The sequence below is a fragment of the Fontibacillus panacisegetis genome (assembly GCF_900102215.1).
GTDB lineage: Bacteria > Bacillota > Bacilli > Paenibacillales > Paenibacillaceae > Fontibacillus > Fontibacillus panacisegetis.
In genome coordinates this window covers 71,320-95,321 of record NZ_FNBG01000008.1, presented here as the reverse complement: position 1 = coordinate 95,321, position 24,002 = coordinate 71,320, and the positions used below count along the sequence as shown (strand labels likewise).

The 24,002-nt window shown below is 43.4% G+C and carries 17 protein-coding genes and 2 pseudogenes; 15 read left to right on the top strand and 4 right to left on the bottom strand.

Features of this window, described 5'->3' with window-relative positions; genetic code table 11:
* Positions 1 to 13: 13 nt before the first annotated feature.
* Together BLS49_RS09135 and BLS49_RS09130 are read right to left on the bottom strand one after the other, a co-directional pair.
* Positions 14 to 934 carry an ArsR/SmtB family transcription factor gene (locus tag BLS49_RS09135; protein WP_091228706.1) on the bottom strand — a complete coding sequence of 307 codons (921 nt, stop codon included), beginning with the start codon at positions 932 to 934 and terminating at the stop codon, positions 14 to 16.
* A gap of 141 nt (positions 935 to 1,075) precedes the next feature.
* On the bottom strand, positions 1,076 to 2,431 hold the full coding sequence (locus tag BLS49_RS09130; RefSeq protein ID WP_091228703.1) for a dipeptidase: 1,356 nt from the start codon (positions 2,429 to 2,431) through the stop codon (positions 1,076 to 1,078).
* A gap of 230 nt (positions 2,432 to 2,661) precedes the next feature.
* On the opposite strand from BLS49_RS09130, the gene BLS49_RS09125 reads away from it, so the two are divergent.
* The 10 genes from BLS49_RS09125 to BLS49_RS09080 all read left to right on the top strand — a co-directional run bounded on the left by BLS49_RS09125 (position 2,662) and on the right by BLS49_RS09080 (position 13,566).
* Positions 2,662 to 3,792, top strand: a complete 1,131-nt coding sequence (locus tag BLS49_RS09125) for a foldase protein PrsA (RefSeq protein ID WP_091228700.1) — start codon at positions 2,662 to 2,664, stop codon at positions 3,790 to 3,792.
* 302 nt (positions 3,793 to 4,094) lie between these two features.
* Positions 4,095 to 4,790: an N-acetylmannosamine-6-phosphate 2-epimerase gene (locus BLS49_RS09120; protein ID WP_091228696.1), complete on the top strand. Its 696-nt coding sequence runs from the start codon at positions 4,095 to 4,097 to the stop codon at positions 4,788 to 4,790.
* An 85-nt stretch (positions 4,791 to 4,875) separates the two neighbouring features.
* Positions 4,876 to 6,213 (top strand): extracellular solute-binding protein, encoded by a 1,338-nt coding sequence (locus BLS49_RS09115; RefSeq protein ID WP_091228693.1) that lies wholly within the window; start codon positions 4,876 to 4,878, stop codon positions 6,211 to 6,213.
* 92 nt (positions 6,214 to 6,305) lie between these two features.
* Complete coding sequence (locus BLS49_RS09110; RefSeq protein ID WP_175471353.1) at positions 6,306 to 7,226, top strand: carbohydrate ABC transporter permease; 921 nt, start codon at positions 6,306 to 6,308, stop codon at positions 7,224 to 7,226.
* Positions 7,227 to 7,236: 10 nt separating this feature from the next.
* Positions 7,237 to 8,070 (top strand): carbohydrate ABC transporter permease, encoded by an 834-nt coding sequence (locus tag BLS49_RS09105; protein ID WP_091228686.1) that lies wholly within the window; start codon positions 7,237 to 7,239, stop codon positions 8,068 to 8,070.
* Positions 8,071 to 8,120: 50 nt separating this feature from the next.
* Complete coding sequence (locus BLS49_RS09100) at positions 8,121 to 9,692, top strand: DUF4127 family protein (RefSeq protein ID WP_091228683.1); 1,572 nt, start codon at positions 8,121 to 8,123, stop codon at positions 9,690 to 9,692.
* Positions 9,689 to 10,648 carry an ROK family protein gene (locus tag BLS49_RS09095; RefSeq protein ID WP_091228681.1) on the top strand — a complete coding sequence of 320 codons (960 nt, stop codon included), beginning with the start codon at positions 9,689 to 9,691 and terminating at the stop codon, positions 10,646 to 10,648. The genes BLS49_RS09100 and BLS49_RS09095 overlap by 4 nt, the downstream gene beginning before the upstream one ends.
* A gap of 69 nt (positions 10,649 to 10,717) precedes the next feature.
* Positions 10,718 to 11,641, top strand: coding sequence for a MurR/RpiR family transcriptional regulator (locus BLS49_RS09090; protein ID WP_342707184.1), 924 nt, complete (start codon positions 10,718 to 10,720; stop codon positions 11,639 to 11,641).
* Positions 11,642 to 11,821: 180 nt separating this feature from the next.
* The gene (locus BLS49_RS09085; protein ID WP_091228678.1) at positions 11,822 to 12,580 is read left to right on the top strand and encodes a class I SAM-dependent methyltransferase; all 759 of its coding nucleotides are present in this window, start codon (positions 11,822 to 11,824) and stop codon (positions 12,578 to 12,580) included.
* Entirely contained in the window at positions 12,577 to 13,566 is a 990-nt protein-coding gene (locus BLS49_RS09080; protein ID WP_091228675.1) for an MBL fold metallo-hydrolase, read from the top strand. The genes BLS49_RS09085 and BLS49_RS09080 overlap by 4 nt, the downstream gene beginning before the upstream one ends.
* A 206-nt stretch (positions 13,567 to 13,772) precedes the next feature.
* Here BLS49_RS09080 and BLS49_RS09075 read toward each other — a convergent pair whose 3' ends face one another.
* Entirely contained in the window at positions 13,773 to 14,342 is a 570-nt protein-coding gene (locus BLS49_RS09075; RefSeq protein ID WP_091228673.1) for a phosphatidylglycerophosphatase A family protein, read from the bottom strand.
* 143 nt (positions 14,343 to 14,485) lie between these two features.
* On the opposite strand from BLS49_RS09075, the gene BLS49_RS09070 reads away from it, so the two are divergent.
* From BLS49_RS09070 to BLS49_RS09055, 5 genes and pseudogenes are all read left to right on the top strand, one after another.
* Positions 14,486 to 15,547, top strand: a complete 1,062-nt coding sequence (locus BLS49_RS09070; RefSeq protein ID WP_091228668.1) for a GerMN domain-containing protein — start codon at positions 14,486 to 14,488, stop codon at positions 15,545 to 15,547.
* Between the two features lie 146 nt (positions 15,548 to 15,693).
* Complete coding sequence (rph, locus tag BLS49_RS09065) at positions 15,694 to 16,455, top strand: ribonuclease PH (protein WP_091228664.1); 762 nt, start codon at positions 15,694 to 15,696, stop codon at positions 16,453 to 16,455.
* Complete coding sequence (locus BLS49_RS09060) at positions 16,455 to 17,090, top strand: XTP/dITP diphosphatase (RefSeq protein ID WP_091228661.1); 636 nt, start codon at positions 16,455 to 16,457, stop codon at positions 17,088 to 17,090. Before rph ends, BLS49_RS09060 begins: the two co-directional genes overlap by 1 nt.
* A gap of 549 nt (positions 17,091 to 17,639) precedes the next feature.
* A pseudogene (locus tag BLS49_RS25755) lies at positions 17,640 to 18,626 on the top strand (carbohydrate binding domain-containing protein); the annotation flags it as partial.
* Positions 18,627 to 18,668: 42 nt separating this feature from the next.
* A pseudogene (locus tag BLS49_RS09055) lies at positions 18,669 to 21,821 on the top strand (carbohydrate binding domain-containing protein); the annotation flags it as partial.
* A gap of 182 nt (positions 21,822 to 22,003) precedes the next feature.
* Here BLS49_RS09055 and asnB read toward each other — a convergent pair.
* Positions 22,004 to 23,848 carry an asparagine synthase (glutamine-hydrolyzing) gene (gene asnB, locus BLS49_RS09050; protein WP_091228655.1) on the bottom strand — a complete coding sequence of 615 codons (1,845 nt, stop codon included), beginning with the start codon at positions 23,846 to 23,848 and terminating at the stop codon, positions 22,004 to 22,006.
* Between the last annotated feature and the right edge of the window lie 154 nt (positions 23,849 to 24,002).

Here is a 24,002-nt window from a genome sequence, read left to right as displayed (position 1 = left end):
AATACCGGCTGAATCAGCTTGTTAAATAACGACCGATTTGAAGGGGCAGATCTTTTAGCGCCTCCAATCGAAGGCTGTACTCTATATTTTTGGACTCTGTGCTTTTGGAATAATAATGCACGATGACGAGGCCAGCTGCCCGTAGAGCGATTAGATGGTAATGAATAGTGCTTTTGGATAATCCGATTTCCCGGACGATTTCCGTAAAGGTCATTTGCTTCTGTGACAGCAGGCGAAGAATGCATAACCGAGTCTCATCTGACAGTGCCCGTGTGAGGCGAAGGAGAGTTGGGGCGGGATGCCCTTGATCTGGAGGAATAATGTCACAGGAGTAATGAGTGAATATGATCTCATCATAAATATTGGAGCTAACCAAAGGACGGGAATGATATTGGGGTACGAGAATTACCCGCTTCAGCAGATCATTGGGATAAAGCCTCATTCCTCCGGTCGCTTGTTCATAGACCTCCATATCTTCCATCTCATTCAATAGCAATTGGCGGGCTAAAGCCTCTTGTGTTAACCCTTCGATAATTGCCAGTGTAATACTGCTGAAATAACGTAAATCCCACTCCCTCAAAACTTCTGAAGTCAGATTTCTCAGCTCAGGAAGGTTAGAAGGAACGGACAGTCCGCAACTGGCGGCAATTTCATATAACTGGCCTGTGGATAAATCATCAAACCAATCGAGAAACTCCGATACCGATCGATTGCCGGGGCAACTCCAAATGTACGGGGAGAGACTAAAATCCTCCAGCGATTTGACGATTCCTTTCATCTTTTGCAGAATAACAGGTGCAAAAAGACCCTGAACTTCCCGTACCCAGAGTTTCCCTGCATCCATGGCATTATGATTTTGCTTGCTAAAAAAAGCGGTTAGGCTGGTCATACATTCATATATTGGAGCAAAATCTACTTCAACTTTGCAACTCATCTGTGGAACACGTCTCCATTCAGTTCTATGAATATAGAACTATTATTTTGTTTTATTATATTAGAACTAAACTTACTTAGCAAGAAGGATTATTGCAACAAAAAAACCGCCCGGCAGGACGGCTTTTCGTACAAATGCATTTTACAGAGATTTCAGATATTCAACGATTGTTAGCAATCCCTTATCGAAATTTTCCAAATTAAAATGCTCATTCGGAGCGTGAAGATTTTCGTCAGGAAGGCCAAATCCCATCATGACCGCTGGTGCGGATAACACGAAGGATAATTGCTCTACGATCGGAATAGATCCGCCATCTAGTGTGAACAAAGCGCGAGTGCCGTAAACTTTTTCATAAGCATCAGCTGCTTTTTGGAGCATTGGGTTAGTAGAGTCGCAGCTGAAGGCCCGGGCCTTTTCAAGTTGCTCTATCTTCAGCTTAGCACCGGGTTGAAGATGATTGCGTAAATGACGTTCAATTTTGTCGAGCATATCCTGCGGATCTTGATCCCCAACGAGGCGGCAAGTAATTTTAGCATGAGCTTCCTTAGGAATAACTGTTTTTGAGCCTTCCCCTTGGAATCCGCCGTATACTCCATTTAACTCAAGGGTTGGACGAGCTCCGGTTCTTTCAACAAAGCTATAACCTTCTTCACCATAAAGTGTGTCAAGACCCAGATCCGCCTTCAGTTTGTCTTCATTAAATTGCTGCTTGGAAAATTCTTCTCTCATTGCAGCAGTAAGTTCATGGACACCTTCATAGAAGCCAGCGACCGCAACACGACCTTGTTCGTCATGAAGAGATGCAAGCAAAGATACCAGCGCATGTAATGAATTAGAGACACCGCCGCCGTAGGTTCCTGAATGAAGATCAGTATTGGCAGTTCCAACAGTGACTTCAAGGGAACAAAGTCCACGAAGCCCGATGCAAATCGCAGGTTTGCCAGGTTCAAGGAGTGCAGTATCGGAAATAAGGACAGCATCGGCTGCGAGTTTTTCCTTGTTAGCTTTCAGGAAGCCCGGAAGATTTGGACTGGTTACCTCCTCTTCACCCTCGATACAAAACTTGATATTAACGGGGAGCTTTTGTTCTTGTTTTAAAATCGCTTCAACCGCTTTAATATGAAGAAAGACTTGGCCCTTATCATCAGTAGCTCCGCGAGCATACAATTTACCGTCTCGGATAGATGGCTCAAATGGAGGAGTCTCCCATAATTCCAACGGATCTACAGGCTGTACATCATAGTGACCATACACCAGAACGGTCGGTTTGCCCGGTGCATGTAAATGCTCTGCATAGACAATAGGATGTCCTTCAGTCGGGTGAATTTCAACGGATTCCATACCAGCGCGTCGTAGTGCGTCAGCGATCCATTCTGCAGCTTTTCCTACATCAGATTTATGCTCGGATAGTGCAGAAATGCTCGGGATGGACAGAAGTTCTTCCAATTCGTTTAAATGTGATTCTCTGTGATTTTGAAAATAAGTGGTATAATCCATCGTTGTTTAAGCCTCCAGAACATGTTCTCTTGAATATTTTACTACTTTTTGACCAATAACACGAATTGTAGCTTACTGATTAGTATCTGTTTTTAATTCTTAAAGCAATATTAAAAATAAAAGCCATTTTTTATATTTTTTTAAGGTTTATTCATGCAAACTCTGATAAAGTCTTAAGAAGGAAATAAGTTATCACAAGTTGTTATAAATAGAAGGGAGTCAAAGTTTAAATGGATGATAAGGATAACAAAGAGTTAGGTAATAACCAGAGGCAAGATGAGGATTCCACAGTAGAAAATTCCGAGCATTCGGAACTGAATGTTCAATCCGGACAAGCTCAAACAGAAGAGGTTTCGGAACAACCTGAACAAGCCTTGGACGATCAAAATGTAGTAGTCAATGAAGGGGTAGCTCCTGTAAATCCAAGTGGCTTGAAGTCTGGGAAAGTGTGGCCAATCGTGTCATTGGTACTCGCTCTAGCGCTTATCATTGTGTTAATTAAGCCCCCTTTTGCAAGCAGTAAGCAAGAGGCCGTAGCTACTGTGAACGGCGTAGAAATTTCCAAAGCGGATTTTTACGATAAGCTGGTGCAAGGTGCCGGGAAACAAGCACTTGACGAAATGATTGGAAAAGAGCTTGTGAACCAGGAAGCTAAAAAAGCAAATATTGCAGTCACACAAGCTGATATTGATAAAAGATTGAAGAGTTTTACGGAATCATTTGGTTCCGAGGAAAATCTGAATCAGGCGCTGGAATCCTATGGCATGACGAAGGAAGATCTGATCAAAGATATTGATTTCAACCTGAAGCTGACCAAGTTGCTTGAACCGCAAATTAAGGTAACTGACGAAGAAATCAAACAAACCTTTGATAGCTATAAAGATTCGTTTAATACTCCAGAGCAGGTGCGTGCTTCTGTAATTCTTGTAGCGACCGAAGAGGAAGCCAAGGATATCATTACTCAGCTCAAGGGAGGAACTGATTTTGCTGAGCTCGCTAAGAGTAGATCCCTTGATACTGCAACTAAGGATAAGGGTGGCGACACTGATTTCTTTGGCCGTGGTGAGCAAGAAGAAGCTATAGAGAATGCTGCCTTCAAGCTAAAAAAAGATGAGATTAGCGAACCTGTAAAGACTAGCCAAGGTTATGAGGTTATTAAGCTGACAGATCGTAAGGAAGCACATGAAGCTACTTTGGAAGAGAAGAAAGAAGAAATCCGTGAGGGTCTTGTCGCTCAACAGGTGTCCCAATTGACCGGCACATGGCTTGAAGAGAAGAAGAGCAAGGCTACAATTAAAAACACCTTGACTGATGCTGCTTCAGCTGACAATGTGTCAGGTAATGTATCAACAAACAAATAATTTTAAATAAAAAACAGTGGGGAATGGTCATTTCCCACTGTTTTTTATTTTGCTTAGTTCATTATGTTATTTATGTGTCAGGTTTTTTTACATAAAATCGATAAAAATGCGATGTTTCTTAAAAAAACTATTTACAAAGTATAATAGTATTCTTATAATAGAGAAAAACACCGATTTAAATTAAAAAAAAGGAGAAAATTTCCCTTTTATTTTTTTAAAGCTATTGTGGAGAATATATTCTTTATTATAATATTAATTGAAGAATTATACCTATATACACAATAATGTTTGGAGGTTTTCTCATGTCTCATCAAATCATCGAATCTTTAAAAGGCAAACTAATTGTCTCCTGCCAGGCTCTAGAGGATGAACCGTTTTTCGGTAGTGAATTTATGGCGCGTTTTGCGATATCTGCTGATAAAGGCAATGCAGTTGGTATAAGAGCCAATACACCTTCAGATATTATGGCTATCCGTAAAGTAACAAAGTTACCTTTAATCGGGTTATGGAAGAAGGATTATGACGGATATGAGGTTTACATTACACCGACCATGGAAGAAGTAAGATGTGTCATAGAAGCTGGAGCGGATATTGTTGCGATGGATGCGACCTTCAGAGATCGTCCTGGTGACATGAATCTCGCCGAGATCGTACAGGAAGTGAGACGAAACTTTAATGTCTTGCTAATGGCTGATGTATCTACTTTTGAGGAAGGTATAGCTGCTGAGCGGTTGGGATTTGACGTAATTTCAACGACTTTGTCAGGGTACACACCGTACAGTCCGCAGAGAGAAGAACCAGATTTCCAATTAATTGCTAACCTCAGCAGAAGTGTTAAGATTCCTGTCATGGCGGAAGGAAGGATACATTCTCCTGAACAAGCAATCCAGTGCTTGAAAGAAGGGGCCTATGCTGTAGTTATTGGAGGAGCAATTACTCGCCCTCATGCTATAACGAAAAAATATACCGAAGCGATGGAGAAATTTATTCATTGCTGACAAGGATTGCATTGAAAGGGGTGATGGAACTTCATTTCAAGGAATCACAAGGATAAAAAATGATTTATTTCTAAGGAGGGTTATTATGAAACACAAGCGTAAAATGTCAATTATGTTATCATCCATCTTGTTATCTATTGCTGTACTATCTGGTTGTTCAGGAGGTAGCTCTAATTCGAATGCGGCAGATCAGCCAGCTGCTGGCGAACAGAAAAATGAAAATGAGCAAGTTACGATTACAATTTGGGATAACTATGGTGCTACTACGCCGATAAAACCCTTGATTCCCAAATTTGAAGAGGAGTTCCCTAACATCAAAGTAGATTTTCAAGAGCAGCCTTGGGATAACTTTTGGGACAAAATGGCGGCAGCAGCCTCAGGGGGAGAAACGCCGGATATCGCTACAACTGGTATGATGTGGAACCCTAAATATACGGTTTTTGGTCTATTTGCTGACCTAAACGGGCTCTCTGGCGGCAAGGTTAACGGCAATGACATCAATTCTGTGTACAGTAAAGGTATGATCGAAGCAGCAACTACAGAAAGCGGTCTGTTTGGTGTTCCGTATGACTTCGATGCATACTCACTTTACTATAGAAGTGATTTGCTTGAGGAAGCGGGAGTCACTGCTGCACCAAAAAGCTGGGATGAGCTTGTGGAGGTTGGCAAAAAGCTAACCAAGGATACGGACGGAGATGGCAAAACAGATCAGTTTGCTTTCCTTGTTATGCCGGATTGGTATCACTATGAACCATTCCTGTATGCCAACGGCGGCAAGGTGCTGACAGATGACAACAAGAAGGCAGCCTTTAACAGCCCGGAAGGTGTGGAGGCTTTGCAATTCTATTCCGATCTCGTGAACAAACATAAAATCGGTGTCAATTGGACTCCTGACCGTGGCAGTTATGTAGCAGGTCTGAAGGACGGTACGATCGCTATGTTTCAGGATGGTCCGTACGTGATGGGCTTGATTAAAAACAGCAATCCGGAACAAGAAGGCAAGTGGAAAATTACTGATGCGTTAAGCAATAAACAATATGGTACGCATATTGGCGGAACTTACCTCAGTATTTTTGAGAAATCACAGCATAAGGAAGCAGCGTGGAAATTCATTGAATTCCTTAGCCGTGAGGAAAATGCTGTTCAGATTTACAAAACTTCCGGTGCAGCTCCAGGATATTTGCCGGCATTAGAATCGACGGAAGTTAATTCTCCAGATCCTTTCTTCGGAAACGAAGTGCCTATGAACGTGTTTAAGGCCGCTGTTGAGAAAGGAACTCCTAACCCGATCGTTGGTTCCTGGCAGGAGATTAGCCAAGCGATTTCCGATGCGGTAGCCAAAGCAGTATACAACGAAGCTACACCGCAAGAAGCGCTTGACGAGGCTGCGGAGATTGTAAATTCCATACTTGCACAGGAGTAGTCTTCTAAACATCTTTTTCGAGTGAAGTTTGTTGAATGTTTAAGGCGGGTATGGGTGAACTATACCTGCCTTTAACTGAAAGGATGGAAAATATGAGTGGACACATTACGACTGAGCCTGATCGCATATTAGTTTCCCGTAAGCCTAATATCTTCAGGGAGATGATACGAAGCAAGGAAGCTTACGGGTTTATCCTTATTCCTCTCATTTTGCTGATCGTGTTTAGTCTAATTCCGATGTTGTATGGTTTTTTTATGAGCTTCACGAATTGGAACGGTCTTCAATCTCCGAAATACATTGGCATCGAGAATTATACGAACATTTTGCAGAGCAAGGATTTTCATAAAGCACTGATGAATACAGTTAAGTTTTCGATCGTGAGTCTTGCTGCAGGTATGGGAGTTGCGCTTATTCTAGCGCTGGGTATTGACAAATTAACACGCCTTCAAAACTTTTTTAAAGTGACCTATTTCATTCCGGTTATTACTCCGATGGTTGTAGTATCACTTGTTTGGTCATTGATCTACAACGAGAAGGGTTTGCTCAACTACTTCATCGGAGTTATGGGCATTGAGCCAGTGGGGTGGCTGACCGACAAAAAAATTGCGATGTATTCCATCATATTTACTAGTGTATGGCAAGGTATGGGATTCTCGATGATTATATTTCTCGCCGCATTGCAAAAAATTCCCGAGCATTTGTATGAGGCTGCGAAAATTGACGGTGCAGGTGGATTTAAATCGTTCTGGAATGTCACATTTCCCGGGTTGAAGGATACATTTGCGTTTCTTCTTATATATGGGGTTATAGGGGCATTTAATGTATTCGATCAAATTTATGTGATGACTGCAGGCGGACCCGTTAAATCAACGGAAACCATTGTTTTTCAGATTTTCACTAATTTTAGATATTTGAAGTTGGGCTACACCTCTGCGTTATCCTATATCTTTTTATTCATGCTATTAATTATTTCTCTTATTCAGTTCAAACTGATATATAAGAAGGAAGAATGAGGTAACCGATATGGGAGAATTTCGAAAAAAGAAAATTCAATTGTTCTTCATTTATCTATTTTTGAGTGCAGGCTTGATTTTAAACTTAGCTCCGTTAGCCTGGATGCTGTCCACTTCATTTAAGCCGGGAAGTGAAGTGTTTCGTTTTCCGCCAAAGTGGATACCGGATTCTCTGGAACTTGTCAATTACAAAAAGGTATTCTCAATGATCCCTTTTGAAAGATACTACCTCAATAGTATTCTTTCAGCTCTGTTAATTACGTTTATTACGGTTTTACTCTGCATGATGGCAGGATATGCTTTTGCAAAAATGAAATTTCCGGGTAGAAACATTCTGTTTATGTTCTTTTTAATTACGCTGATGATACCGTTCCAAGCGACAATGATTCCTTTGTTTCGCATGGTGTCCAGCTTTGGCTGGATCGATACTTTTCAGGGACTGATTATACCGCAAATCTCGACGGCTTTTGGTATATTTCTGGTTCGTCAATTTATGCTTTCTATGCCGGATGCTATTTTGGAGGCTGCACAAATTGATGGCTGCTCGGAAATGCGCAAGTTTTGGCATATTGTAGTGCCTATGAATGGTAGTGTAATGGCTACGCTGGCCATATTCACCTTTAATACTGCCTGGAACAATTTGCTGTGGCCGTTGCTTGTTACCAACAGTGAAAAGATGCGTACTCTTCCTGTTGGGATGGCGCTTTTTAAATCATCCAGAGACATTGATTGGACGGCTATTATGGCAGGTTCGGTTATGTCGCTAATTCCAATGATTATATTATTCCTTCTTATGCAGAAGCAATTTATTCGAGGAATTACTGCAGGTGCGGTCAAAGAATAGCTTGTTAAGTATGAATATGAACATATTCTTTAGGTAGGTGTGATAATAAGATGGCGACTAGAGTGGTTTATTTACCTTTAGATGAGAGACCCTGCAATTTGCTTTATCCGCAGCAGCTGGCAGCAATGACCGATTTGGAAATGATTGTTCCTCGTATGGATCAGCTTGGCAGCAAGAAGCAAAGTGCAGATTGTGAGGAGCTTAGCGTTTGGCTTATGCAGCAATGCAAAGACGCAAACGTACTGATTGTATCAATAGATATGCTGGTTCACGGCGGTATTGTACCTTCCCGTCTTCATCATGACAGCGCAGAACGGTGTCATGACAGAATTAGGATGCTGGAGACGTTGAAGGAAGCAAACCCGCTTTTGAAAATTTATGCATTCAATTTAATAACCCGCGTTCCTGCCTACTCCAGCAGTGAGGAAGAACCGGATTATTACGATCAAGTAGGTCGTGAGCTATATGAGCTAGGTTGGTTCACTGATAAAAGAGACAGTGTTGGCCTCACGGAGAGTGAGGAGATAAGACTGAAGAATATTACAGCAGCGATACCTGCTGAAATTCTCCGTGATTATCTGGCGAGAAGAGATGTGAATTCTCAAGTAAACCAAATGTCTATAGATCTTGTGCAATCAGGCGTTATCGACTATTTAATTATTCCGCTTGATGATAATTCCCAATTTGGCTTTAGTGCTATGGAGCAAAAAACATTAACTGTACGTGTTGAGCTGTCTGGGCTAAGCGATAAAGTAGCTATTTATCCGGGTGCGGATGAAATAGGCTGTACTCTGTTCTCTCGTGTGTTTTGTGAGGTTAAAAATTATAATCCATCTCTGTTCGTAAGATACTCATCTACTAAAGGACCGTTGTGTATTCCAAAATATGAGGACCGCAGTCTTGCTGAAAGTATTAAGGCGCACGTAACTTCTGCCGGAGCTATTATTTCCGATGCTTCGAGCGATGCAAATGCTATATTGATGGTGCATTCACCCGCCGTAGGACAAAGCGAAATGGCAGAGACAGATACAGCTTTTCAGGACCGTCATCGCTCTTACTTTTCTGAAATCAATATTCGCGAATTTGTACAGGTCATGAAGCATTATTTGAAGGCTGAAAAATTAGTTATGCTGGCGGATGTAGCGCTATGCAACGGTGGCGATCATCAACTAATGAGATTGATTCATGCACAGGGATTGCTGGGGCAGCTTAGCGGGTATGCGGCCTGGAACACATCGGGAAATTCGCTGGGGACAGTAATTTCACATGCTGTTATTGCTTCCTACTACCGGTTTAATGCTTCAGAAAAGCAGGATGCGCACGATATAAGCAGCCAATCGTTCTACATTTCAAGATTGATTGAGGATTGGGGCTATCAGGCGCTTGTACGAAAGCAGATCTGTGAGAATAACTTGCCGGGTCTAGGAGCCAGTTATTTTGAAATATCACATGTTATCGATGAAGTATGTGAATTGATTGAGGTGGAGCTGAACCGTTTCGCTGAGGAATATTTATGGGAACAAGGCTTGAAGCCAATGAAGGTAGTTGATGTAGAGCTTCCATGGAAAAGGATGTTTGAAGTAGGGTTCGCCATCCAAATGGGAGGTGTTCATGGGGAATGAACCGTGTTCTCGAGTATGCCATAGGGATTGATCTTGGAGGAACGAATATAAAGGCCGGAATTGTTACGAGTGAGGGAGGGGTCGTGTATCGTATTAGCGTGCCCACCAATGCTCATAAAGGTGGAGAGGCAATACTTGAACACCTCGCAGCCATCGTGGAAAAATTGCAGTTATACGCTAGTGAACAAGATTGGGAAATCCAAGGGGTTGGCATTGGATCTGCAGGTCAGGTCAATGCTGAAGCAGGAATTGTGATGGGAGCGACAGCAAACCTGCCCGGTTGGGCAGGCATGAGGCTAAGAGAGAGACTTAATGCATTAACTGGCTTCCCGGTTGTTATAGATAATGATGCCAATGCAATGGCTTATGGCGAGGCGTGGATAGGCTCGGGCAGAAATTGGCGGGACTTTATTTGCGTCACACTCGGAACAGGAGTCGGGGGCTGCCTTATTATTGATAAGCAGCCTTACCGTGGACGAGATGGGTTTGCCGGTGAAATAGGCCATCAAGTCATACAGGCAGATGGACATCCATGCAATTGTGGTAGAGCTGGCTGTTGGGAGCAGTATGCTTCGGTTACCGCATTGATGAGAATCGTTCAGGAATCCGGCGTAGATTGTACTAAGTATCATAATCCAGAAGAAGTGTTTGCCCTTGCGAGAGAAGGGGATTTACAGGCTGTTGAACTGGTAGATCAATATTCAAGCTATATTGCTATTGGTTTAGCCAATTTAATACATTTGTTTAATCCTCAAGGTATCGTAATCGGCGGAGCTGTAACCAAGCAGGGAGATTTCCTGTTGAAACGGGTACGTCAACAGGTTTACGGACAATTGCTGCCAGTGTTTCGAGAGCTGCCTGCTGAGACAAAAATTGATATTGTACCTGCCGCATTGGAAGACGACGGTGGAGTGGTAGGAGCAGTAGCGTCTTATTTTCTAAAGAAAAGGCTTTAGGATTGCCATTTTCCATTAATTATGTATTACTTATATTTATGAACATCATATGTGATGGATACAGTCCGTATGTCGGAAATGGAATACGGTCTAAAGGTTTGTAAGGCCTTGCCTGAAAGAAAGGGGATTCACTTGTCGAACGAACAAGGAATGGGAAAAACGCTTTTGTCGATCCGCAGTCATTTGAACGGCTTAACCAAAACAGAACAAAAGGTAGCTAAATTTATTTTGGATAATTCTCAAGATATCATTTATCATTCCGTCACAGAGCTTGCAGAAAGAGCAGATGTCGGGGAAACGACGGTATTGCGCTTTTGCCGCAAGCTGAAGTTTCAGGGATTCCAGGATTTCAAGCTGTCTTTAGCTCAGGATTTGGTCAAGCCGTCTGACCGCTTGTATAACGAAGTTACTGAAGAGGACGATGCGTCCACTGTAAAGCAAAAAGTGGTCTCTATGCATATCAGCTCCTTGGAGCAAACCTCTGAATTGGTAAACCACGAGCAATTAGAGAAGGCAATTTCTGTGCTGCATGATGCGGAATGTATACACTTTTTCGGCGTAGGCTCGTCGGGCTTAACTGCCCTTCAGGCTGCGCACAGCTTTTCCAGAATCGGAAAAAGAACGATGGCCAGATCAGATACGCACTTTCAAGCGATGGCGGCTTCTCTGATGGGACCTAATGAAGTCGCCGTAGGAATTTCGATTTCAGGCAGCACCAAGGATACCATTGACAACTTAAGTCTGGCTAAAAAAGCCGGTGCTAAAATTGTTGTCATTACTAGCAATGCCCGCTCTCCAATTACTAAAATTGCTGATATTGTACTGTTGATGGTTGCAAGAGAAAATCCGCTGCAGGGGAGCTCATTATCAGCTAAGGTTTCACAGCTTGTTCTTATTGATATTTTAAATGTTGGCGTTACTTTTAAAATGAAGGAAGATGCATTGAAGGTTAGGGAAGTAACGGCTAAGGCGATTACGGATAAATTATATTAAAAAAACGATGGCAGATAAGCAGATATGCTTTGGCTGCTATCGTTTTTTTCGTGTGGAAGCTTATTTTTAGTAAAAAGCATCCTTTGAGTTTAGAACTGACAGGCAGTACAATAAGAAGCATGCAACTGAACGTACGGTTACAAAGAGCGTATGATCATGATCGGGGAAGGAGTGGGCTAAATGGCAGAATGGTATGAACGAAGCTTTGGAGAAGACTACTTGCTAGTGTATAAACATAGAGATATACAGGGAGCTAAACGTGAAGTACATAAGATGATCTCTTGGCTTGGACTTTCGAAGGGAGCACAGGTGCTGGATTTGTGCTGCGGAATGGGGCGTCATTCGATGGCACTTCATGAAGCAGGTTATGAGGTAACAGGGATAGATTTGTCGGGAGTGCTGCTTAAGGAGGCTCGCAGCAATGATCCGGAAGGCACAGTAACCTGGGTTCAAAGTGATATGAGAAGCTTGCCTCTTGAGGGTGGATTTGATGCCGTCGTCAATTTGTTTACTTCGTTTGGATATTTTGAACAAGATGAGGAGCATGTCAAAGTGTTACAGGAAATCTCCAGGATGTTAAAGCCGGGGGGACGGTTTATTATAGATTTTCTCAATCCCCAATATACCATATCCCATTTGATCCCTCATTCAGAGCGGGTGGACGAGGGACAACTGATCGTAGAAAACCGGGTGATTGAGGACGGCTATGTGAAGAAACAAATTACGATTACAGACCATCGAATCAGTGGAAGTCTCGATGGCTCCATTCAACAGCCTCGTAACTATTTGGAGAGAATTAAAATGTATTCGATAGATCAGTTGACGGAGATGCTGCATGCGGCAGGGCTTCGACTGGACAAGGTCCATGGAGATTACGATGAAGAGGAATATGATGAGGCTTACTCTCCACGCATGATAATGGTTGGCACTGCGATATGACGACGGAACGGATTCAGAAATGGGACCGGGAAGAGATTGCTTTAGTTCGTATTTCTATGGCGCCTCCTTTGCGATGGGTGAACAGCTATGTGCTGCGCGGAGACGAAGGGATAACGATCATAGACCCCGGACCACACACGAATGTGTCAGAGGGAGAGTGGCGTGAGGCCTTCGCTGAGTTAGGAATATCAGCGGCAGACATATCAGCTATTGTGGTCACCCATCATCATCCGGATCATTATGGGATGGCCGGATACATGCAGTCTTTAAGCGGCGCCCCTGTCTTTATGTCGGAAAGAGCGCATGAAGAGACCCGGCGAATGTGGGGAGCAGCAAGTACAATGAATGAGGAGCTTCTGAATCTATATAGCAGAAACGGGCTGCCTGAAGCCTGGTGTGAGCAACTGCCAGCTCATATGGAAAGCTTCATCAGTCAGGTTACACCAGTTCCTGAGGTGACCTATTTGTCAGAAGAGAGCAGGTTTAGAATGGGAGGACGAATATGGCTTCCAATAGAAACGGGGGGACATGCGCCAGGGCATCTCTCTTTTTACCATACCGAACAAAAAATAATGATCTGTGGAGACGCTGTACTGCCGCAGATTTCTCCCAATGTGAGCTTTTTACCAGGCAGTGATCCTATGCCGCTTCATACCTTTATGGTTTCACTGGACAAGCTAAGCGCTTTTGAGGTGGATATTGCATTTCCGGGGCATCGGAATCCCTTCATCTACTTTGGGGAACGAACCCGGTTATTGATCAAGCATCATGAAGAACGATTGGAACGAATTGTAAATATGCTTGCGGAGCAGCCGATGACCGGTTATGAGGTATGTGCTGTATTGTTTGGTAATGAGCTTGGAATACATCAGATGCGTTTTGCGATGTCAGAGACTTTAGCCCATGTAATTGAGCTGATTCGATTGGGACAAGTTCAAATTTCCGAAGGCAGCGACAGGCAGACCGATGTTTTTAAGCTAGTGTAGGTTACAGACCGACCTGAAGAGTGGTTTATTACTAAGGGAAAATATAGAACCCCAAAAGGACCCTATTGCTCTGCAGATTGGATAGAATCTGAGGAATAGAGTCCTTTTTTACCCTTAATTTCAAGAAATATGGGTTAGCCTAGCGGTCAAAAAAAAGCGATCCCCCAAGCCCTGAGGCAAATTCATATACTTACGAACAATATCAGCTAACGAACAATATCAGGACCTAACGTATCTTCTCCGCGCTCTTGTTCACGCTCAGTCTGCTTGCGGTGGGCGATCCGACTGCTTGCAGAAGCCGCTACCGCGCCAACAATGTCATCGAGGAAGGTATTGCAGGGACCAAGGCTCTTGTCATTCAATCTTTCCAGAACACCTGGCTTCAATTTGTCTACATAACCATAATTCGTAAAACCGATACTTCCATATACGTTAACGATGGAGAAGGCAAGAATTTCATCTACTCCGTACAAGCCTTCATCATGAGAGATCATATCCTGAAGCTCAGGAATCAATAGCTCTTGTTCTGCGAGAATATCAAGCTGGATACCGGTAAGTACTGCGTTTTGTACTTCTCTTTTGCTCAGCACCTGCTCTACATTATGTATGCATTCCTCCATAGTCAGCTCAGGATAATACTTTTTCTGCAGCAGCAATACAAGCTCAGCTATTTCCTCCATAGTAACTCCGCGTTTTTGAAGCCACATTCTGGTTGCGTCAGCAACCTTTTTACTGTTCAGGCTGTAAGGTAACTTATCTTTTGGTTGTTGTTCCATTCATATCACCCTTACCCAATATTTTTTAATCCAGAGCGAGCACAGACTTCTAAATAATGTGTGTTCAGAAGTTATTTTTCACAAGAGGGCTCGTATATATAGTAATACAAACTCAAGAAAAATGTTAGGGAGGAACTATAGGGATGAGATGGAACCGGCAATTTCGCAATACCGCAGCAGTTAGTGTATTAACTATTCCGTTGTTATTATCCGGTTGCAGTTTGTTTGGGACAGGCCCTTCGGCACAGATTGATCCGCCGCCGACGGAGATTGAGAGTCAGATGCTGAAATCTCTTGAAGCTGTTGACAAGACAAGCCTGCTAACAGAAGAAGCGTTGTCGACAGTATTTTTAAAAGATGAACATGGTTGGCTTGCTCCGGTCTCACTACATTTACCGCAAGGAGATGCTGCAAGCAAATATACGCGAATGCTTGAAATGCTGGTGAAGGACGGCACGTACAGCAATTACATTCCAACGGGATTTAGCGGGGTGCTTCCGAAAAACACTGAGGTCAAGGCCGTTACAATTAAGCAGGACGAGCAGCTTGCCATTGTGGAATTCAACAAATCTTTTGGCGAGTATGATAAAGGTGATGAACGGAAGCTGCTTGAAGCGGTGACTTGGACTTTACTCAGTGACCCTCAAATTAAAAATGTTCAGTTATGGATGGACGGAGCCAAGTTAAATGAAATGCCAATCAACGGCACACCGCTCGATCGCCCGCTCAATAGCAATTTAGGAATCAATCTCGAACTGGGAGAAGGAACGAATTTATCACAGACTAGGCCCGTCACTGTTTTCTTCTCGGCTTCAACATCGGAAGGGGTACAATATTATGTTCCAGTTACCCGATTTGTCTCGTCAGAGAGCAGTCCTGTAACAGCAGCGATTGGTGAGCTAATTAAAGGTCCTTCCAAAGCTTCAGGACTAGAGAGAGTCTTAACGGATCAGTCGGTTCTAAAAGCTGTTGAGGTATCAGAGGATGGAGTAATCACGGTATCGATTGAAGATGATATGTTCAATATCGGGGAGAAACCTCCGGCACAAATGATGCAATCCTTGGTACTTACAGTAACGCAGAACACGAAAGAAGGGAAAGTTCGTATATGGCTTAACGGGCAAAAGGATGTAGTTGGAATGGATGATCAAAAATACGGTGAACCGGTAACGAGACCGGAAGTAATTAACGAAATCCCGATTTAGCGCATTGTTCAATGTACTACGCAGGACACTTGAGGAACACTCATCATCTCTTACAAGATTATGGGTTTCAAAAGATGCTTTTATGCCTACACTTTGGTAGAATAGGAAAAGCATATAAGGACAGCATGAAATGTAGGAGGCAGTGAATGATGAGAACAAACGGACGCGAGGCTAATGAGCGCAGACCGATGAGTTTGACTGTAAATATAAATAAATATGCAGAAGGTTCTGTATATATTGAAGTTGGCGATACGAAAGTAATGTGCACAGCGACAGTAGAGGAAAAAGTGCCTATGTTTATGAAGGGGCAGGGAAAAGGCTGGATTACAGCAGAGTATTCCATGCTGCCTCGGGCAACACAATCCCGTAACCAACGTGAAGCAGCACGTGGTAAGCTAAGCGGCAGAACGATGGAGATCCAAAGATTGATCGGGCGTTCACTCCGTTCTGTTGTTGATCTGCATGCTCTGGGAGAACGTTCTATTACGATCGATTGCGACGTACTGCAGGCTGATGGAGGTACACGTACTACTTCGATTACAGGGGCTTTTATCGCGATGGCCATTGCTATGAACAAAATTGTTCAGAAGCATTCTCTTCCCGTATTCCCGATTACCGACTATTTAGCATCTGTTAGTGTAGGAATTGTAGGCCAGGAGGTTTTGCTTGATTTGAATTATGAAGAAGACTCCAGGGCTAAGGTGGATATGAATGTCGTTATGACTGGACAAGGACAATTTGTTGAAGTCCAAGGTACAGGTGAAGAGCATCCTTTCTCCAGAAGTCAGCTAGACCAAATGCTTGCAGTTGCTGAGAAAGGGATTCAAGAGATGATTGCCCAACAGCGAGAAGCTCTCGGTCCGATCGCTCTAAAAATTCCTAATGGTGACGCAGGGGCTAACGTATAATGGACATGAATGGATCTACAATTATTGTAGCAACTCGAAATAAAGGAAAGATGCGAGAATTCGCCCATGCCTTGGAGTTTACAGGCAAATCGGTTGAAAGTATGTATGACTATCCCGATGTGCCTGAAGTGGTTGAAGACGGAGAAACCTTTGCCGACAACGCTCGTAAAAAAGCAAAAACCGTAGGTGATTTGCTCGGACAGCCTGTATTGGCTGATGATTCCGGATTATGCGTTGATAAGCTGAGCGGTGATCCTGGAGTATATTCCGCAAGATATGCAGGTGAAGGGGCTTCGGACGCTGATAACAATACCAAGCTGCTTGCTGAGCTTGAGAAGCTTCAGCAAGGCGAGGATACCGAACAGCCTCTTCTTAGCACAGCCCAATTCGTTTGCCACCTTGCTCTATATGATCCTGCAACCGGACAATTTGTTGAATCCTCTGGATCGGTCGAGGGATGGATCACATCTGAACCGGCTGGGGGCGGTGGGTTTGGATATGATCCGCTCTTTTATTTGCCGCCCTATGAGAAGACTATGGCAGAGCTAACCATTGAGGAGAAGCAAGCAATTAGTCATCGAGGAGCTGCACTTCGTGAGCTTGTGGATAAATTGAAGAGCTCAACTAATAGATGAGTGCTCAATAAGAAGAGGCTGTCCCTCAAAGTTATCTCAGATAACTTTGAGGGACGCTTCTTGTTTAGCAGTGGAAGGCAAGATATCAGGAAAAGGATGCAAAAATACAGTTTTTTAAAAGTAGCCATGAAAGGATGAACAAAAGCCTGCAAAAATGCAGGAAAATGGTTCAGAATAGACTAGTTTGAAGAGAATCCTTAGAGAAAGCCTGCACATTTGCAGCAATTTAGGGCATTTAGAGGCTTTACGTGATCAAAGCCTGCACATTTGCAGGAATTTCAGGAATTCCGCATCATCTTCCTTGCACCAATATTTCTAGTTTTGACACTAACCCTACTTTTGGGACAGTCCCTTCTTGATAAGACTATTTCACTACATCACTTATGTCGATACTATCAATTTTAAATTTTATACACTTAAAACGTTGACAAATATTGGCTGATGGAGATAATATAATCAGAACAAATGAAAACGATTGCATAAATAGAGGGAGGAGGCATTACGTATTTGCGCAACACGTAAAAATATTTTATAGGAGGATAGTTATTAATGACCAGGAGATTTGTGCACTTAAAGAAGTGGAACAGTCTTATAATTTGCATCACCTTTTTCTTTTCATTTCTTGGAAGCATGAGTGGGAGCACTTCATATTCCATTGCGGCAGCAGCTGAATCAGAATCAACTAGTGGCAATGAAGCCATCGTCTATTATTACACCCCATATAAAAACTGGAGTTCCGTCAACATTCATCATACCGGGAGTGGGGCTTGGACTACTGCTCCGGGTGTAGCGATGGAAGAAGCTTGTACAAACTGGACTAAAGCTACAATTCCCTTAGGAAGTACCTCTAGTTTTCAAGCTGTATTCAATAATGGTTCAGGAGCTTGGGACAACAACGGTGGAAATAACTACTCGCTTACTAGCGGAATACATCAAGTGAAAGATGGACAAGTTTTTGCGAATGCTGGTGATCCCTGTGGTCAGATTCCAGATGATAATACAGTTACCGTTTACTACAAGTCTAATGCAAGCTGGCCGACAGTAAATATTCATTATTCTCCAACTGGCGGAGCATGGACCACCGCTCCTGGAGTAGCGATGGATGAGGGCTGTAGTTTATGGAAGAAAAAGACGATTGCTCTTGGTTCAGCAACTGGATTAACCGCTACATTTAACAATGGCTCCACCTGGGATAATAATGGTGGGAAAAACTACTTGCTTGGTACTGGTGATGTTAAAGTTGAAAGCGGTATCATTTCCTCTGGAAACCCTTGTGGTATATCCGAAGATGAACCACCGACCATTCCAACGGATCTGACCCAAGGCACAGTCACTAGTACATCAGCCATGTTCTCCTGGACAGCATCCACAGATAATGTCGGTGTTACTGGTTATGATGTTTATCGGAATAGTACACTAATCCAATCCAATGTAACTTCGACTTCATATACAGACTCCGGATTGACAGCATCGACAACATACAGTTATACAGTTCTGGCAAAAGATGCTGCTGGTAACCAATCCCCTCAATCGGCTCCACTTCAAGTGACTACTTCAGAAGCCCCCAACGACAATATTGCTCAAATTTACTACAATACAAAAACTCGTGGATGGAGCTCGGCAAATATTCATTATCAAATAAATGGTTCTACCTGGACCACTACTCCTGGTGTAAATATGAACGATGCTGGTTGTACAAATTGGGCTGCCAAAAGTATTAACCTTGGTACAGCAACAGGATTAAAGGCTGCATTTAACAATGGTTCTGGAACTTGGGATAACAATGGCGGCTCTAATTATACAATTGGAGCAGGGATTACAACGATTAAGGATGGAGTCGTTACGGTAAATGCAGCAAGTCCTTGTACACCGGATACTACCCCGCCAAGTGTTCCAACTGGACTAAGCAAAGGTGCAGTGACTAGTGCCTCCGCTGTTATTTCCTGGACAGCATCAACAGATAATGTTGGCGTTACTGGGTACGATGTCTATCGCAATGGAAATTTAGTTAAAGCCGGTGTAACCACAACTTCGTATACCGATACTGGCTTAACTGCATCAACAACTTACAGCTATACTGTTCTAGCTAAAGATGCTGCTGGCAATCAATCAGCACAGTCCACAGCCCTGCAAGTTACAACAGCTGATCCAACAAGTGAAAATACAGCTGAAATTTATTATTATACGAAAACTCGAGGCTGGAGCTCAGTAAACATTCATTATCAAATCAATGGTTCTACGTGGACGACTGTTCCTGGAGAAGCTATGGAAGCAACTTCATGTACGGATTGGAAGAAAAAGAAAATTAATTTAGGTACAGCCACCGGAGTAAACGTTGTTTTCAATAACGGTAATGGAGCTTGGGACAATCATGGTGGAGTGAATTATTCCATAGGGCCTGGTATAACGACCATCAAGGATGGCGTTGTAACTGCAAACACGATCAACCCGTGTATTCCTCCTATTCCAGATACAACACCTCCTTCTGTACCAACAAATGTTAGTGCTATAGCGAATGGAATCAGAATCGCGTTAACTTGGACTGCTTCTATAGATAATGAGGGTGGACGCGGTGTAGCTGGGTACGAAATTACTCGTACTGGCGGTACTCAAGGTACAAAGGTATTCACATCTGCCACCAATTCTTACGCAGATTCAGGGCTTGATGCTCAAACTGTATATACTTATTCAGTAGCGGCATATGACAAAGCAGAACCTTCAAACAAATCTGCAAGCAGCGCTTCAGTCTCAGCAAAAACAGGAGATGCACCAACACCACTTCCGGGTGGAGAACCAATCGGTACAGACATGCGGGAGGATTCCATTTATTTTGTTATGACAGCCCGCTTCTTTGATGGGGATTCATCCAACAACCGGGGAGGCCAATTCCATGTATCTTCTGGAAACGCTGCTAACAATGACCCCATGTTTAGAGGCGATTTCAAAGGTCTGATTGAAAAACTAGATTACATTAAAGCACTTGGCTTCTCCGCAATTTGGATTACACCAGTCGTACTAAACCGTTCTGATTATGATTTCCATGGCTACCATGGCTGGGACTTCTATCGGGTTGACCCACGATTAGAATCAGAAGGTGCAAGCTATCAAGAATTGATTAATGAAGCTCATAACAAAGGCATCAAAATTATTCAAGACGTTGTGTACAACCACTCAAGTCGTTGGGGTGAGAAGAATCTGTTCTCACCAACTGTTTATGGTGTCCAAGACAGTCAATGGAGCTGGTACTATGACACACCTGTACCTGGCAAGGAATATGATGGACTCAATGGAAACGACCCGATGGGTAAAGCTTATAATGGCGATATTTGGTCAACCGAAGAACCAGCCGGAAATACCTGCCGTAACTGGGGACAACCGACTTCGTTCTATAGCAAGGAAGGATATCGAATTTATAATTGCCAATGGCCGAATCCGACATCTGGAATGTTTCCATCGGAGCTGTTCCATCAATGCTGGATAGGCAACTGGGAAGGTGAGGATTCCAGAAGCTGCTGGATTCACGAGGATCTTGCTGATTTTAACACAGAGAATCAAAGGGTTCAGGATTTCTTAAAAGAAGTTTATCGTAATTTTATTGATATGGGTGTGGATGGCTTCCGTATTGATACAGCGGTGCATGTCCCTCGTACAACTTGGAACCGAGAATTTTTACCTGATGCTCAAAACTATGCTGCCCAAAAGTTCGGAGACAAGGGTAAAAACTTCTTCATGTTCGGTGAGGTTGGTTCCTTCGTAAATGATAAATGGAACCGTGGCTCGGTTAACCATTCTGCCCAATTCTTCACATGGAAAGAACGTAAACAATACAGTGCAGACGACGCAGCAGCAGCTTTAGAAATGTATCAATACGAAAATTCTGTGATGGGCACAGCTAATCAACCGACATCTACCAATGCATTCATGAATGGCAACAATTATCATACTCCAGATCACAGTCAGTTCTCTGGTATGAACGTTATTGATATGCGTATGCACATGAACTTCAGTGATGCCGGCAATGCTTTCTGGAATGGTAAGGATTCGGATGATAGCTACAATGATGCAACATATAACGTGGTATACGTTGACAGCCATGATTATGGCCCGAATAAATCGGGTACGCGTTATACAGGTGGGACAGCAGCATGGGCAGAAAATATGAGCCTTATGTGGACTTTCCGTGGAATACCTACTCTTTTCTATGGTTCGGAAATTGAGTTCAAGGCAGGGGCTAAAATTGATTGTGGTCCTACTTGCCCGCTCGAAACTACAGGACGTGCTTATTTTGGAGACAATATAGAAGGAACTGTTGTGGCAAGTGACTTCGGTGTGGTTCAATCTGCAACAGGTCAAGTAGCACAAACACTAAATCATCCACTTGTTAAGCACGTGCAGCGTCTCAACCAAATTCGCCGCAAAATTCCTGCTCTGCAAAAAGGCCAGTACTCAACTGAAGGAGTTAGCGGTAACATTGCGTATAAACGCCGCTTTACCGATACAGCAAAAGGTGTGGATAGCTTTGCACTCGTTACAGTGAGTTCGTCAGCTACTTTCACAGGTATTCCTAACGGTGTCTACAAGGATGCTGTCACTGGAGATGTTAAAAACGTAAACAATGGAACACTCACTGCTACTGTATCAGGTAAAGGCAACCTGCGTGTTTATGTTCAAGATCTCCCTAACAATCCTGCTCCTGGCAAAATCGGAGTAGATGGAGCTTATTTGAAATAAGATCGGAAACCCCGAAGGCTTAGCCTTCGGGGTTTTTTACATAATAATTTAACCTTCCCCGATACATAGAAACTCATACGCTGTCTTAAAAATCGTGAGAACAAATCAGCTTAATCATGACAAGAGCTTCAGCGGCATTTCTTCTTGAAGGAACGCTGCTGGAGCTCTTTTTTATTTTAAACTCAGCGAATGGTAACGTGGTATTCTTGTAACCAGTAATTTACTTGAGTCAAATAAGCGAACAATTGTGGTCCAGACATAAGCTGGCCGAACCATGGCAAATTAGAGGAAGATTCTGGTGAAGCAGCGATCTCACGTATTTTTTTGGCATCAATTAAAGGTAAAATAGGAGAATTGGGATTATCCAGAATATCTAGCATTTGTCCTCTTACAGCGTTCAAATAAGCAGGATTATGTGTTTTGGGATACGGACTTTTTTTCCGATACAGCACATCTTCCGGCAGGATGCCTTCAAGCGCCTTGCGCAAAATACCTTTCTCGCGACCGCCGAATGTTTTGATTTCCCAAGGGATATTCCATACATATTGAACGAGACGATGATCGCAATAAGGAACCCGAACTTCAAGTCCAGCCCCCATACTCATACGATCTTTACGATCTAATAAGGTCGGCATGAAGCGCGTAATGTTAAGGTAAGACATTGTTCGCATTTGAATTTGTTCGTCGTTCTCTCCACGAAGCTGAGGAACTTCACTTAGTGCCTCATCGTAACGATCGGCAACGTATTTCTCCGGAGAAATCCAGGCTCTAATTTCCGGTGATAAGAGGCTGGCTCGCAGATCAGTAGCGATGGACCATGGGAACGTGCCGGATTCGAGCAGTTCCTTGCGATGGAACCACGGATATCCTCCGAATACTTCGTCAGCTGCTTCGCCGGAAATAGCTACGGTAGCGCCCTTCTTAATTTCTCTGCAAAAGAGCAGGAGTGATGCGTCAACATCAGCCATACCCGGCAGATCACGAGCTAGGGTTGAGTCTGGTAGAGCCGCGACAAGGTCAGGAGTATCGAAGGAAATCCAGTGATGCTCCGTTTGCAGCTCCTCAATCATTCGTTTGATCCAAGGCTCATCAGCACCGGGCTGATAGCTGTGTGCTTGAAAATACTTGTCATTATCTACGTAATCGACAGAGTAAGTGTGTACCTGACCTTGACCAGTTCGGCGATAATAGTCTACGGCAAGGGCGGTTAGGGCGCTGGAATCCAGTCCGCCAGATAGAAGCGTACACACGGGAACATCCGAGATCAACTGTCGATCCATCGTATCCTGTAGCAATTCCCGAATTTTAGCAGCAGTCTCATCAGGATTATCCGAATGCTGATCTGCTTCGAGCTTCCAATATGGATGGATACGAAGCCCGGAACGGTTAAAAATCATGGCATGACCGGGCTTAAGCTCCCTCATATTCTGATAGATTCCATGCCCAGGTGTTCTGGCTGGTCCAACGACAAAAATTTCTGCTAGCCCGTCTGCACCGATCACCGGTTCAACTTTAGGGTGCTTGAGTAATGATTTTGGTTCAGAACCAAAAACTAGCGTGCCCTCCACCTCGCTATAAAATAAAGGTTTAACACCTAGCCGATCCCGGGCAAAAAAAACATGCTTCCGTACACTATCCCACACACCAAATGCAAAAATGCCATTTAGCCGATCAACACAATCCGGTCCCCATTCGATATAGGATTGCAGAAGTACTTCCGTATCGCAATTCGTCCGAAATGTCCGTCCTCGTCTGCGAAGCTCATCCTTTAATTCAGGAGCGTTATAAATTTCTCCATTATAGACAATCGTATAGGTGGCATCCTCTTCCAGAATGACCATAGGCTGAGCTCCGTTCTCAGGGTCCATTACGCTTAGCCTGCGATGCCCAAAAGCACAAGGGCCGGAAATCCATGTTCCTTGGGCATCCGGCCCCCTCTTTTCTAAACAGGATGTCATCGACAGCACCAGATCAAGGTCCTGCGTTAAATCCCGATTCCACTCGATAAAACCCGTAATTCCGCACATTTTGGTTTCTCCTCTCTATGATGACTTCCGTTCCCGTAGCCTTGGCGGGTTGAAAAGTAATAACAAATTATGCCTAGAGTGGGCATAAAATGTCTGTCCTCTAAGGAAAACTATGACTAAAAGGGATGATTTGATCATTCCAAACGGAATTGTA

Bases quoted from the DNA above. Each gene is read 5' to 3' on its own strand.
- asnB (WP_091228655.1), bottom strand. From the start codon at position 23,848: ATGTGCGGAATTACGGGTTTTATCGAGTGGAATCGGGATTTAACGCAG.
- BLS49_RS09115 (WP_091228693.1), top strand. From the start codon at position 4,876: ATGAAACACAAGCGTAAAATGTCAATTATGTTATCATCCATCTTGTTA.
- BLS49_RS09110 (WP_175471353.1), top strand. From the start codon at position 6,306: ATGAGTGGACACATTACGACTGAGCCTGATCGCATATTAGTTTCCCGT.
- BLS49_RS09095 (WP_091228681.1), top strand. From the start codon at position 9,689: ATGAACCGTGTTCTCGAGTATGCCATAGGGATTGATCTTGGAGGAACG.
- BLS49_RS09120 (WP_091228696.1), top strand. From the start codon at position 4,095: ATGTCTCATCAAATCATCGAATCTTTAAAAGGCAAACTAATTGTCTCC.
- BLS49_RS09130 (WP_091228703.1), bottom strand. From the start codon at position 2,431: ATGGATTATACCACTTATTTTCAAAATCACAGAGAATCACATTTAAAC.
- BLS49_RS09090 (WP_342707184.1), top strand. From the start codon at position 10,718: ATGTCGGAAATGGAATACGGTCTAAAGGTTTGTAAGGCCTTGCCTGAA.
- BLS49_RS09085 (WP_091228678.1), top strand. From the start codon at position 11,822: ATGGCAGAATGGTATGAACGAAGCTTTGGAGAAGACTACTTGCTAGTG.
- BLS49_RS09080 (WP_091228675.1), top strand. From the start codon at position 12,577: ATGACGACGGAACGGATTCAGAAATGGGACCGGGAAGAGATTGCTTTA.
- BLS49_RS09125 (WP_091228700.1), top strand. From the start codon at position 2,662: ATGGATGATAAGGATAACAAAGAGTTAGGTAATAACCAGAGGCAAGAT.
- BLS49_RS09060 (WP_091228661.1), top strand. From the start codon at position 16,455: ATGGACATGAATGGATCTACAATTATTGTAGCAACTCGAAATAAAGGA.
- BLS49_RS09070 (WP_091228668.1), top strand. From the start codon at position 14,486: ATGAGATGGAACCGGCAATTTCGCAATACCGCAGCAGTTAGTGTATTA.
- rph (WP_091228664.1), top strand. From the start codon at position 15,694: ATGATGAGAACAAACGGACGCGAGGCTAATGAGCGCAGACCGATGAGT.
- BLS49_RS09105 (WP_091228686.1), top strand. From the start codon at position 7,237: ATGGGAGAATTTCGAAAAAAGAAAATTCAATTGTTCTTCATTTATCTA.
- BLS49_RS09135 (WP_091228706.1), bottom strand. From the start codon at position 934: ATGAGTTGCAAAGTTGAAGTAGATTTTGCTCCAATATATGAATGTATG.
- BLS49_RS09075 (WP_091228673.1), bottom strand. From the start codon at position 14,342: ATGGAACAACAACCAAAAGATAAGTTACCTTACAGCCTGAACAGTAAA.
- BLS49_RS09100 (WP_091228683.1), top strand. From the start codon at position 8,121: ATGGCGACTAGAGTGGTTTATTTACCTTTAGATGAGAGACCCTGCAAT.